The organism is Pedococcus ginsenosidimutans (assembly GCF_039544395.1).
Lineage (GTDB): Bacteria > Actinomycetota > Actinomycetes > Actinomycetales > Dermatophilaceae > Pedococcus > Pedococcus ginsenosidimutans.
The window spans coordinates 284,827-297,439 of the sequence record NZ_BAABLO010000001.1 but is presented as its reverse complement, the minus strand read 5'-3'; the positions used below and the strand labels follow the sequence as shown (position 1 = coordinate 297,439).

10 protein-coding genes are annotated in these 12,613 nt (G+C 73.0%); 9 read left to right on the top strand and 1 reads right to left on the bottom strand.

Annotation, left to right across the window (positions count from 1 at the left end; genetic code table 11):
- The first annotated feature begins 39 nt into the window (after positions 1–39).
- Positions 40–1,368, top strand: coding sequence for an MFS transporter (locus ABEA42_RS01510; protein WP_425571965.1), 1,329 nt, complete (start codon positions 40–42; stop codon positions 1,366–1,368).
- 245 nt (positions 1,369–1,613) lie between these two features.
- Positions 1,614–2,984: a C40 family peptidase gene (locus tag ABEA42_RS01505; RefSeq protein WP_345500668.1), complete on the top strand. Its 1,371-nt coding sequence runs from the start codon at positions 1,614–1,616 to the stop codon at positions 2,982–2,984.
- Positions 2,985–3,224: 240 nt separating this feature from the next.
- Here the strand turns inward: ABEA42_RS01505 and ABEA42_RS01500 are convergent, their stop codons facing one another.
- Positions 3,225–3,785 (bottom strand): inorganic diphosphatase, encoded by a 561-nt coding sequence (locus ABEA42_RS01500; RefSeq protein ID WP_345500666.1) that lies wholly within the window; start codon positions 3,783–3,785, stop codon positions 3,225–3,227.
- 92 nt (positions 3,786–3,877) lie between these two features.
- On the opposite strand from ABEA42_RS01500, the gene ABEA42_RS01495 reads away from it, so the two are divergent.
- The 7 genes from ABEA42_RS01495 (at position 3,878) to ABEA42_RS01465 (ending at position 12,601) form a co-directional block, all read left to right on the top strand.
- A complete protein-coding gene (locus ABEA42_RS01495; protein ID WP_345500665.1) occupies positions 3,878–5,329 on the top strand; it encodes a D-alanyl-D-alanine carboxypeptidase/D-alanyl-D-alanine-endopeptidase in 1,452 nt (483 codons plus the stop codon).
- Between the two features lie 14 nt (positions 5,330–5,343).
- Positions 5,344–6,408 carry a zinc-dependent metalloprotease gene (locus tag ABEA42_RS01490; protein WP_345500664.1) on the top strand — a complete coding sequence of 355 codons (1,065 nt, stop codon included), beginning with the start codon at positions 5,344–5,346 and terminating at the stop codon, positions 6,406–6,408.
- A 7-nt stretch (positions 6,409–6,415) separates the two neighbouring features.
- Complete coding sequence (gene tilS / locus ABEA42_RS01485) at positions 6,416–7,396, top strand: tRNA lysidine(34) synthetase TilS (RefSeq protein WP_345500662.1); 981 nt, start codon at positions 6,416–6,418, stop codon at positions 7,394–7,396.
- Positions 7,397–7,454: 58 nt separating this feature from the next.
- Positions 7,455–8,006 (top strand): hypoxanthine phosphoribosyltransferase, encoded by a 552-nt coding sequence (gene hpt / locus ABEA42_RS01480; RefSeq protein WP_345500660.1) that lies wholly within the window; start codon positions 7,455–7,457, stop codon positions 8,004–8,006.
- Positions 8,007–8,194: 188 nt separating this feature from the next.
- Positions 8,195–10,288: an ATP-dependent zinc metalloprotease FtsH gene (ftsH, locus tag ABEA42_RS01475; protein ID WP_345500658.1), complete on the top strand. Its 2,094-nt coding sequence runs from the start codon at positions 8,195–8,197 to the stop codon at positions 10,286–10,288.
- A complete protein-coding gene (gene folE, locus ABEA42_RS01470) occupies positions 10,278–10,871 on the top strand; it encodes a GTP cyclohydrolase I FolE (RefSeq protein ID WP_345500657.1) in 594 nt (197 codons plus the stop codon). Before ftsH ends, folE begins: the two co-directional genes overlap by 11 nt.
- Positions 10,868–12,601 carry a phosphatidylglycerol lysyltransferase domain-containing protein gene (locus ABEA42_RS01465; RefSeq protein WP_345500655.1) on the top strand — a complete coding sequence of 578 codons (1,734 nt, stop codon included), beginning with the start codon at positions 10,868–10,870 and terminating at the stop codon, positions 12,599–12,601. Before folE ends, ABEA42_RS01465 begins: the two co-directional genes overlap by 4 nt.
- Positions 12,602–12,613: the final 12 nt, after the last annotated feature.

Sequence of the window (12,613 nt, the reverse complement as noted above, 5' to 3'; positions counted from 1 at the left end):
TCGGACGCCTGCCGGGGGGAGGGGAGTCGGTGGGGGACAATGGAGCCCGTGAGCTCCCGCCCCGCCCCCCTGCAGCTCGGCGGCCGGAGGGCGTGGCTCGTGTACGGGTCGTCGGTGGCGATCTACGTGCTCGCCGTCTTCCACCGCAGCTCCCTCGGTGTGGCCGGGCTCATCGCCGCCGAGCGCTTCCACATTGCGGCGACCCAGCTGTCCGTGTTCACCATGGTGCAGCTCCTGGTCTACGCCGCCATGCAGATCCCCGTCGGTGCACTGCTCGACCGGTTCGGGTCGAAGCGGCTGCTGCTGGCGGGCGTCACCTTCATGACCGCCGCCCAGCTCGGGTTCGCCTTCGCGACCTCCTTCCCGGCAGGCATCGTCGCGCGGGTGTTCGTCGGCATCGGCGACTCGATGATCTTCATCCCGCTGCTGCGCATCGTGGCGCTCTGGTTCCCGCCGCTGCGGATCCCGATGGTCACCCAGCTCACCGGCCTGCTCGGCCAGGTCGGGGCCCTGGTCGCCGCCACCCCGCTGGTCCGGGCCCTGCACACGTGGGGGTGGACCCCCACGTACGCCACCGCCGGCCTCACCGGGGTGGTGCTCGGGCTGCTCGTCCTCGTCGTCGTGCGCGACTCCCCGAACCCCGACCACGAGCTCGACCAGATCAAGGTGCGCGCCCTGGCCCGGACGGTGCGCGCTGCCTGGCGCACGCCGGGTACCCGGCTGGGGCTGTGGTCGCACTTCTCGGCGCAGTTCGGGGCCACCGTCTTCGCCCTGCTGTGGGGCTACCCGTTCCTCGTCGCGGGACAGGGGCTGTCGCCCGAGACCGCCGGCACCCTCCTCATGCTCATGACCGTGACCACCGTCGTCACGAGCCCGCTGATCGGAGGGTTCGTCACCCGCTACCCCTTCTCCCGGTCGACGCTGATCCTCGGCATCGTCGCGGCGATCATGACGGTCTGGGCGGTCGTCCTCCTCTGGCCCGGTCGGGCGCCCCTCCCCGTGCTCGTGGTGCTCGTCGTCGTCACGGCGGTCGGCGGCCCGGGCTCGATGGTCGGCTTCGACCTCGCGCGCACCTTCAACCCGCCGACCCGGCTGGGCAGCGCCACGGGCATCGTCAACGTCGGCGGGTTCCTCGCCTCGCTGTCGACGGTGACGCTGATCGGGGTCATCCTCGACCACGTCGCCCCCGGTGGCCCGAGCACCTACGACGTCGACACCTTCCGCCTCGCGATGTCGGTGCAGTACGTCGTCTGGGGCCTTGGGGTGGTGCAGATCCTGCGCTACCGGCGTCGTGCCCGGCGCGAGCTCGAGGCCAGGGACCCCGACGCGTACGCGGCGCTACGGGCCGGCCAGAGCATCGTCCCCTGACGCCTGACAGGCCTCTCACCTGCGAAAACGCCGATTTCGTGATCTATTCGTGACCCTTTCTGGACACGTGATCGAAGAAGGGCGACCACCTGCTGAAAAACACGCGTGTAACTCCCTGAACCACACGGATGTCATTTCGTCTGCAGGCCCGCCAGCCGTGGGATTGGTGTGACGAGAGGGTTTGGAGTGAAAATCCGGCCCTAGTCTGCTGCGGCTGCCAGTCCCCCCGTCGAGAGGCATCCCCCGTGCCAGGCTCACCTGCTGTCCACCGCGCGCTCCGCGCCGGCTCGGCCCTGTCACTCGTCGGCCTGCTCACGCTCACCACGGCCCTGACCGCGACCGCCGACCCCGACCCCGTCTACCCCTCCAAGGCGCAGGTCGACCGCGCGAAGGCCGCCGTCACCGGTGCCGCGGGGCAGATCGCCGCCCTCGACGCGCAGTACGCCGCCGCCAGCGCCCAGCTCAGCCAGGTCCAGGACCAGGCCGCGGCCGCCGCCGAGGCCTACAACGGTGCCCGCCTGGAGCTCCAGAGGCGCGCGGCCGAGACCACCGCCGCCCAGAAGCGGGCCGCAGCCGCCGAGAAGGTCGCCGAGGCGGCGAGCCTCGAGGTGCGCCGCTACGCCGCCGGCGTCTACCAGCAGGGTGGCAGCCTCGGCGAGATCGAGGCCTACCTCTCCAGCGACGGCCCCCAGGACCTCATGGACCGCGCGACCGCGCTCGAGGCAGTCTCCGACGCCCGCGCCCGCTCGGTGCAGGAGGCGCAGGCCACGTCGATCGTCGCCGCCACCATGAAGCGCCAGGCCGCCGACGCGCAGGCCGCCCAGACCAAGGCCGCCGCCTCCGCGCAGGCCGCCCGCGACGCCGCCCAGTCCCAGGCCGACCAGGCGCAGGCTGCCGCCGTCTCGATCCAGAAGCAGCAGGCCTCCCTCGTCACGCGCATGGCCACGCTGCGCAAGACGTCGGTCGCCCTCGAGCGCCAGCGCCAGGACGGCCTCGCCGCCGCGGCAGCCGCCCGGGCCGCCGCCGCGGAGGCCGCCCGCCAGGCCCGGCTCGCCGAGGAGCGCGCCGCCGCGGCCCGCACTGCAGCCGCGAAGAAGGAGGCGCAGCGCGCCGCCGCCCGTGCCGCAGCCGAGGCCGCCCGCCAGCGTGCCGCCGCCGAGGCCGCCCAGAAGGCCGCCGAGCAGAACAAGCCGCAGCCCCGGCCCCAGCCGAGGCCGCGCCCGGCGGACCCGACGCCTCCGCCGCCGCCGTCCACGAACGGGGGCGTCTCCGCGGTCCTCGCCTACGCCCGCGCCCAGATCGGCAAGCCCTACCTGTGGGGCGCCGAGGGCCCGGACAGCTTCGACTGCTCCGGCCTGACGATGCGCGCGTGGCAGCAGGCCGGTGTCAACCTCTCGCACTACACCGGCGCCCAGTGGGGTGAGACGACCCGTGTGGCCATCAGCGACCTGCAGCCGGGCGACCTGGTGTTCTACGGCAGCTCTGGCGAGAGCAGCCACCACGTCGGGCTCTACGTCGGTGACGACCAGATGATCGAGGCGCCCCACGCCGGTGCCGACGTCCGCTACGCGTCCATCTACCGGTCCGACCTCCTCCCGTACGGCGGCCGGCCCTAGCGCCACCCCCACGGAGCCGCTCAGGGAGCCGTCCACGACGGGCGTGCTCCCACTGAGCCCCCAACCCCTGAGCCCCCAACCACTGAGCCCCCAACCACTGAGCCCCCAACCACTGAGCCCTCAACCAACGAGCCCCCAACCAACGAGCCCCCGGCCGACGTGAGTCGTCCGGGGGCTCGTTGGTGTGGCGGGTGGGCGGGCCGGGGCGGTCCTGCCGCCGGGCCCACCGGCCGCGCGAGCTCAGTGCTCGGTCGGCGGCTTGGCCTCCGACATCGGCTCGGCCATGGTGTCGGGCATGCGCCAGCGGGCGGTGGTCATGCCGGCGGCCTTGGCGCGGTCGATGGCCTCGCGAACGACGCGCTCGGCCTCCTCGCGCCCGGCCCAGTGCGCACCCTCGACGGACTTGCCGGGCTCGAGGTCCTTGTAGGTCTCGAAGAAGTGCTGGATCTCGAGACGGTCGAAGCTGCTGACCTGCTCGAGGTCGGTGATGTGCGCCTGACGGGGGTCGCCGGCCGGCACGCACAGGATCTTGTCGTCGCCGCCCGCCTCGTCGCGCATGTGGAACATGCCGATCGGGCGCGCCCGCACCAGGCACCCGGGGAAGGTGGGCTCCTCGAGCAGGACGAGGGCGTCGAGCGGGTCGCTGTCCTCGCCGAGGCTGTCCTCGACGTAGCCGTAGTCGGCGGGGTAGCGGGTGGAGGTGAACAGCAGCCGGTCGAGCCGGATGCGGCCCGTCTCGTGGTCGACCTCGTACTTGTTGCGATGTCCCTTGGGGATCTCGATGGTGACGTCGAACTCCACGACGCTGGTCCCTTCCGTTGGTGCGCGTGCCTATGACCTAGGCTCGCGCCCAAGTGTTCCGTATGACGCAAGTCCAGCGCCGAGGGGGTCGAGTGCGTCGCTTCCTCGCCGCGGCGGTCGCGGTGCTGATGCTGGTCCTCGGCTACGGCGTGCTCGACGTGTACGACGTCGTCCCCGGCTTCCTGACGCGTGCCGCCCCCGACAGCGGCACGGCCCCTGCCGGGCCGTCGCCCACGCCGACGGCGACCGCTGGGACTCGCACGGTGGGGGTCCCCACGGTGGACCCGGGCGCCCAGCCGCTCTCGCCGGCCTCGGCGGCTGCACCCATACCCTCCGCCGCCGGCGTGGCTGCCGCCCTGTCGGCGGTCCTGCGCCAGCCGTCCCTGGGCCCGGCCCCGGGGGTCCTGGTGCGTGACGCCTTCACCGGGCAGGTCCTGCTGCAGAGGGGTGTGGACCGCGAGCACGTGCCGGCCTCCACCCTCAAGCTGCTCACGGCCCTGGCCGTGAACACCACCCTCGACCCCCTGGCGACCATGCCGACGACCGTCGTGCAGGGCGCCACCGCCGGCCAGGTCGTGCTCGTGGCCGGGGGCGACACCATGCTGGCGCCGGGGAAGGGCCGCCCCGGCCTGGTGGAGGGCCGTGCCGGGCTGGCCGACCTCGCCGCCCAGGTCGCGACCGCGCTGCAGGCCTCGGGGACGTCCACCGTCACCCTGCGCCTCGACCTGAGCCACGCCCGCGGACCCCGCTACGCCCCCACCTGGCTCCCGGCCGACGTCACGGCCGGCTACACCGGTGGTGTCTCGATGCTGGGGCTGGCCGGCGAGCGAGCCGTACCGGGCCACCCCGCACCCCGGGACCCCGAGGCCGCCACCGCCGCGGCCTTCGTGGCGGCGCTCGCCAAGCAGGGCGTCACCGCCAGGCTGACGCCCGAGAAGACGTGGACCACACCCGTGCCCACCGGCGCCGTCGAGCTCGGCAGGGTCGAGTCGGCCCCCATCGGGGACGTGCTGGCCCTCGCCCTGGACCAGAGCGACAACGCGCTCACCGAGGGCCTGGCGCGCCAGGCCGCGGTCAAGGCCGGGGGAGCGGCCACCTTCGCCGCCGCCGTCGCGCTGGTCGAGAAGGTCGCGACCGCGCACGGCGTCGACCTGACCGGGTCGGTCATCAAGGACACGAGCGGCCTGTCCCCGGGCCAGCGCGTCTCCCCGCGGGTCCTCTCCGACGTGCTGCAGCTCGGCGCCGACGGCTCCGTCCCGGCGATGCAGGAGACCGTGGCGCGGCTGCCGGTCGCCGGCCTCACCGGCACGCTGCACGACCGGTTCACCACCACGACCACGCGCCCGGCCGCCGGCATCGCGCGCGCCAAGACCGGCACCCTCACCGGCGCCAGCGCCATGGCCGGCACCGTCATCGATGCCGACGGCCGCGTGCTCTCCTACGTCGTCCAGGCCGACCGCATCCCGCCCGGGGTCGGAACGCTGGCGGCGAGGGCGACGTTGGACCGCTTCGTGGCTGCGCTCGCGACCTGCGGGTGCCGCTGACCTACCGTGAGGGGATGACCGTGCCTCGACAGTCGACCACCCGTTACGTCGACTGGGAGTTCGCCAAGGCGACCGGCTCCCGGCTCGTGACGGCCGGGCCCAGCGTGACGGCGGCCGAGGCCGCGTCCGTCGTGGCCGAGGTGAGGGACGCGGCCAAGCGGGCCCGCCAGCCCGTCGCCGACACCGCCCGCCTGCACGCCCCCGGTGATGCCCCCGGCGCACTGGTCGTCGACCGGCCGACGTGGATCGCGCTCAACGCCGACTCGATGTCGGCCCTGATGGACCCCGTGTTCGGGGCGCTCATCGACAAGCAGAAGAAGGCTCCGGGCGACCTGGCCAAGGCCGTAGGCGGCCGCGTCACCGGCGCGGAGGCGGGCACCATGCTCGCCTTCATGGCAGGCAAGGTGCTCGGCCAGTACGACCTCGCCCCCGGCGGCACGCCCCAGCTCCTGCTCGTCGCGCCCAACCTCGTGCAGGTCGAGCGCGAGCTCGGCCTCGACCCCGCCGACTTCCGGCTGTGGGTGTGCATGCACGAGGAGACGCACCGGGTGCAGTTCACGGCCGTGCCGTGGCTCCGGGACCACATGGTCGAGCGGGTGCGCACGCTCGCCACCGACCTCGTCCCCGACCCCGAGAGCCTCCAGGAGACGATGCAGCGCCTGGTCCACCAGCTCCCCGACGCGGTGCGCAGCGGTGGAGCCGGCATCACCGAGCTCATCGCCACCCCGGAGCAGCGCGAGCGCCTCGCCGAGGTCACCGCCGTCATGTCGCTGCTCGAGGGCCACGCCGACGTCGTCATGGACGAGGTCGGCCCGCAGGTCATCCCGAGCGTCGCCCACATCCGCCAGCGGTTCAACGAGCGGCGCAAGGGCGTCGGGGCCTTCGACCGCGTGCTGCGCCGCCTGCTCGGCCTCGAGGCCAAGATGCGCCAGTACCGCGACGGGGCGGTGTTCGTGCGCGAGGTCACCGCCGCGGTGGGTGTCGACGGGTTCAACCGGGTCTGGGAGTCGCCGGAGACGCTGCCCAAGCCGGCCGAGATCGAGAAGCCGGCGGCCTGGGTCAGCCGGGTCCACGGCTGACCGTGCCGTGACCGGGCCGCACCCGGCCACCGCGGCGACGCGGCTGGCCGTCCGACGCGTGCTGCAGGAGTGCAGCCCCGGCGACCTCGTCCTGGCTGCCGTGAGCGGCGGGGCCGACTCCCTGGCCCTGGCCGCCGCCGTGGCCTTCGAGGCGCCCGCCCTCGCCGTCCGCGCAGGCGCGGTCGTCGTCGACCACGGCCTCCAGCCGGGATCGGCGGCCGTGGCCCAGCGGGCGGCCGGTGCCTGCCGCGAGCTCGGCCTCGACCCCGTCGAGGTGGTGGCCGTCGCGGTCGACCCCGCCGGGGCCGGCCCCGAGGCAGCAGCCAGGTCCGCCCGGTACGCAGCCCTCGACCGGGCCGCAGGCAGGCTCGGTGCCGCGCGCGTGCTGCTCGGGCACACCCTCGACGACCAGGCCGAGCAGGTGCTGCTCGGCCTGACCCGCGGTGCCGGGGGTCGTTCGCTGGCAGGCATGCCCCGCGTCCGTGGTCTCTACGTGCGCCCCCTGCTCGGGGTCACCCGCGAGCAGACCCGCGCGTCCTGCCGGGCCGAAGCCCTCGAGTGGTGGGACGACCCCATGAACGAGGACCCGGCCTACACCCGGGTGCGGGCCCGCCGGGCCCTGGTCGACCTCGAGCGCGACCTCGGGCCGGGGGTGGCCGCGGCCCTGGCGCGCACGGCCGACCACCTGCGCGAGGACGCCGACCTGCTCGACCGGCTGGCCGACGAGGCGGCCGCCGCCCTGGGGCCCGGGCCGTGGGAGGCCGTGGCGCTCCTGGACAGCCCCCGCCCCGTGCGCACGAGGGTCTGGCGGCGCCTCGCCGTCGCGGCAGGCGCCCCCGGCGGACAGCTCGCCACCCGCCACACCGACGCCTGCGACGCCCTGCTCACCCGCTGGCACGGCCAGGGGCCGGTGAGCCTGCCCGGCGGCCTGCGCGCCACCCGCTCCGGCGGCCGGGTATCCATCGCCGCGCCGCCTCCGGTTGAATAGCCCCGCAGGCCCGCCCCACCCCTCACGCACCAGCCGATTCGTCACCAGGAGAAGAGCCGTGGACGCTGCCCACATGGGAGCCGATCTGGAGAAGGTCCTCATCACCGAGGAGGAGATCCACGCGCGGCTCGAGGAGCTGGCGCGCGAGGTCTGGGCCGAGTACGAGGGCAAGGACCTGCTGCTCGTGGGCGTGCTCAAGGGCGCCGTGATGGTCATGGCCGACCTGTCGCGTGCGCTGCCCGGCACCGCCCCCGTGGACTGGATGGCGGTCTCGTCCTACGGCTCGGGCACCAAGTCCTCCGGCGTGGTCCGGATCCTCAAGGACCTCGACACCGACATCACCGGCAAGCACGTGCTCATCGTCGAGGACATCGTCGACTCCGGGCTCACGCTGTCGTGGATCAAGTCCAACCTCGAGTCGCGCTCGCCGGCCTCGGTGGAGATCTGCACCCTGCTGCGCAAGCCCGAGGCGGCCAAGGTCGAGATCGACGTCCGGTGGGTCGGGTTCGACATCCCGAACGAGTTCGTCGTCGGCTACGGCCTCGACTACGCCGAGCGCTACCGCAACCTGCGCGTCGTCGGCACCCTGGCGCCGCACGTCTACGCCTAGCACCCCACCGGTCCATGCTGGACAACGACCCGGGACGGGCGGAACACGGGGCCCATCCGCGTCGTTGTCCAGCACGAACCACGCCGGCACCTCCGTAGTACCGTCGTGGTGCGACCGCTCCCCGACCCGGGCCGCGGCACAGAGCGTGATCGAGCAGGAGGCACGGGGCGGCCAGCCCCGCTACACACATGGATTTCAAGCGCATCCTTCGGGCCCCGTTGTTCTGGGTCGTCGCGGTCATCGCGATCACGCTGATGGTCTTCAGCCTCAGTGACGCCGGTGGCTACACCCGCATCGACACCTCTGCGGCCGAGCAGCTCATCACGCAGAAGAAGGTCGAGAAGGTCACGATCACCAACAACGAGGTCGTCGACATCGACCTCAAGAGTGGTCAGACCTACTCCGACGGCAAGAACATCAAGGACGCGACCAAGGTCCGGACCGAGTACGTCGAGGCGGCCGGCCCCGGCTTCATCCAGCTGCTGGCCGACAACCCGCCCCCGGGTGGGTTCAACCAGGACAACAAGGGCACCAACCCCTTCGTCGCGCTGCTCGGGTCGCTGCTGCCGATCATCATCCTGCTGGGCCTGTTCTGGTTCCTCATGACCCAGATGCAGGGCGGCGGCTCGCGGGTCATGCAGTTCGGCAAGTCCAAGGCCAAGCTCGCCTCCAAGGACACCCCCAAGGTCACCTTCGCCGACGTCGCCGGCGCCGACGAGGCGGTCGAGGAGCTCCACGAGATCAAGGAGTTCCTCGCCGAGCCCGCGAAGTTCCTCGCGGTCGGCGCCAAGATCCCCAAGGGCGTCCTGCTGTACGGCCCTCCCGGCACCGGCAAGACCCTGCTGGCCCGCGCGGTCGCGGGTGAGGCGGGCGTCCCCTTCTACTCGATCTCCGGCTCTGACTTCGTCGAGATGTTCGTCGGCGTCGGCGCCTCCCGCGTCCGCGACCTGTTCGAGCAGGCCAAGGCCAACGCCCCCGCGATCGTCTTCGTCGACGAGATCGACGCCGTCGGCCGCCACCGCGGCGCGGGCCTCGGTGGTGGGCACGACGAGCGCGAGCAGACCCTCAACCAGCTCCTCGTGGAGATGGACGGGTTCGACGTCAAGACCAACGTCATCCTCATCGCGGCGACCAACCGCCCCGACATCCTCGACCCCGCCCTGTTGCGCCCCGGCCGCTTCGACCGGCAGATCGCCGTCGAGGCCCCGGACATGATCGGCCGCCACCGGATCCTCGAGGTCCACTCCCAGGGCAAGCCCATGGCTGCCGGGGTCGACCTGCTCGCCGTCGCCCGACGCACCCCCGGGTTCACCGGCGCCGACCTGGCCAACGTCCTCAACGAGGCCGCCCTGCTCACCGCGCGCAGCGACGGCAAGCTCATCGACGACGCCGCCCTCGACGAGGCGATCGACCGCGTCATCGCCGGTCCCCAGAAGCGCACGCGGATCATGTCCGCCAAGGAGCGCAAGATCACGGCCTACCACGAGGCCGGGCACGCGCTCGTGGCCTCGGCGATGAACCACCTGGACCCCGTCACCAAGGTGACGATCCTGCCCCGCGGCCGCGCGCTCGGCTACACGATGGTGATGCCGACCGACGACAAGTACTCCACCACCCGCAACGAGATCCTCGACCAGCTCGCCTACGCCCTCGGTGGCCGTGTCGCCGAGGAGGTCGTGTTCCACGACCCCACCACCGGTGCCGCCAACGACATCGAGAAGGCCACCGCGATGGCCCGCAAGATGGTCACCGAGTACGGCATGAGCGAGCGCGTCGGCGCCATCAAGCTCGGCCAGAGCCAGGGCGAGGTCTTCCTCGGCCGCGACATGGGCCACCAGCGCGACTACAGCGAGGAGATCGCCAGCGTCGTCGACACCGAGGTGCGCTCGCTCATCGAGCACGCGCACGACGAGGCGTGGCACGTCATCAACGACAACCGCGACATCCTCGACCGCCTCGTCCTCGACCTGCTCGAGCACGAGACGCTCAACGCCAAGGAGCTGGCCGCGATCTTCGCCTCGGTCCGCAAGCGCCCGATGCGCCCCACCTGGCTCTCGAGCGAGACGCGGTTCCTCTCCGACCAGCCGCCCGTGCTGACCCCGGCCGAGAAGGCCGCCCAGAACGGTTCACACGGCCTGGAGTCGGCCGGCTCGGACCGGCAGACCGCCGAGGCGATCGACCGGGCTGCCGAGGCCGGCGCGCCCAAGGCGTCCGAGGAGCACCCGCCGACCCAGGTCATCGAGGTGCCCGAGGGTGGTCAGGTCAACCCGAATGACCACTGAGGGCTCGGCGCACGTCGTCGACCACGCGCGGGCCGAGGCCGCCGTCCGCGAGCTGCTGCTCGCGATCGGGGAGGACCCCGACCGTGACGGCCTCGCCGAGACGCCGGCCCGGGTCGCGCGGGCGTACGGCGAGTTCTTCGCGGGCCTGCGGATCGACGCCGCCGAGGTGCTGTCCAAGACCTTCGAGATCGCGCACGAGGAGATGATCCTGGTGCGCGACATCGAGGTCTACAGCATGTGCGAGCACCACCTCGTGCCCTTCCACGGGGTCGCCCACGTGGGATACATCCCCGCCAAGGACGGACGGGTCACGGGCCTGTCGAAGCTCGCCCGGCTGGTCGAGGTCTACGCGCGCCGGCCGCAGGTCCAGGAGCGCCTCACGACGCAGGTGGCCGACGCCCTCGTCGAGCACGTGGGCGCCCAGGGCGTCATCGTCGTCGTCGAGTGCGAGCACCTGTGCATGTCGATGCGCGGCATCCGCAAGCCCGGCTCGCGGACCATCACCTCCGCGGTGCGGGGCCAGCTGCGCGACCCGGCGACCCGCGCCGAGGCCATGTCGCTGCTGCTCGGGGGCAAGCGGTGACCGGACGCGGATCCGCGCGCCCCACCAGCTCCAAGCCCACCGCCACCCTCCCGGCGTTCCTCGCCGCGCCCGGCATCCCCCGGCTGCTCGGCAGCCTGACCTACCTCGTCGGCGCCATCGACCTGCTGACCGGGCTGCTCCACTCGTGGCGGGTGCGGCTGCACGGGGTCACCGAGATCCTCCCGGGCGCGCTCACCGACGCGGCTGCGGCGGCCACCGTGGTGTCGGGCGTCTTCCTCATCCTGCTCGGCCACTCGCTCAAGCGCCGCAAGCGCCGGGCCTGGCGGGCGGCGGTGGTGCTGCTCGGCCTCTCGGTGGTGCTGCACGTCGTCAAGCCCGAGCCGGTGGCTGCTCTGGTCGCGGCGGCCGGGGTCGTGCTGCTGGTGCGCCACCGGGCCGAGTTCCGCGCCCTCGGCGACCCCACGACCCGGTGGCGCGCCGTGCGCCTGTTCTTCATCCTGCTCGTGGTCTCGATCGCCTCCGGCACGCTCGTCATCTGGCTCAACCGCCGCGACATCGTCGGCGGGTTCCCCGGCCTGGGTGACCTCTCCCGCGAGCTGGCCTACGGCCTGGTCGGCGCCAACGGGCCCCTGGTGTTCGAGCGCGACCGGCCGCTCGACGTCGTGGGGTCCCTGCTGCTGGGCCTCGGCCTCATGACGCTGCTGACGCCGGCCTACCTCGCCCTGCGCAGCCCCGAGCCCCTGCCGCGCGTGACCGAGTCCGAGGAGCAGCGCCTGCGCGAGCTGCTGACCCGGCACTCCGACTCGCTGGCCTACTTCAACACCCGCCGCGACAAGAGCCTGGTGTGGTCGGCGTCCGGGAAGTCCGCCATCGCCTACCGCGTGGTCTCCGGGGTGATGCTGGCCAGCGGCGACCCCATCGGCGACCCCGAGGCGTGGCCGGGCGCGATCTCCGCGTTCCTCGACGAGGCGCAGGAGCACGCCTGGACCCCGGCGGTCCTCGGCTGCTCCGAGTACGCCGGCACGGTGTGGGTCCGCGAGACGGGCTTCGCGGCGCTCGAGCTCGGCGACGAGGCCGTCGTCGACACCACGGAGTTCACCCTGCAGGGCCGCCCCATGCGCAACGTGCGCCAGATGGTGGGCCGGGTCGCCCGCGCCGGGTACTCCGTGGAGGTCGACCGGGTGCGCGACGTCGACCCGTCGGTGCGCGCGACCGCCCTCGCCGATGCGGCCGCGTGGCGCTCCTCGGACACCGAGCGGGGCTTCTCGATGGCCCTCGGCCGCCTGCTCGACGAGTCCGACCCCGACTGCGTGTTCGTGGCGGCACGGCAGGATGGGGCCGTGCGCGCGTTCCTGCAGTTCGTCCCCTGGGGCACCGACGGCATGTCCCTGGACGTCATGCGCCGTGACTCGACCGCCGACGGCGGCGTCAACGAGCTGATGATCACCGAGGCCCTGCAGGCCGCCAAGGACCTCGGCGTGCGCCGGGTCTCCCTCAACTTCGCCGCCTTCCGCTCGACGCTGGAGCGTGGCGAGAAGCTCGGCGCCGGCCCGGTCCTGCGGCTGTGGCGGCGCGTGCTGCTGTTCGCCTCGCGCTGGCTGCAGATCGAGAGCCTGTACCGGTTCAACGCCAAGTTCCAGCCGGCGTGGCAGCCGCGCTTCCTCGTGTACCCCGCCGCCGGCGACCTGCCCCGGGTCGGGTTCGCGGCGCTGGAGGCGGAGGCGTTCCTGACCTGGCCGTCGCTGCGCTGGTTCGGGGGTCACGCGTGAGCAGTACCGCGT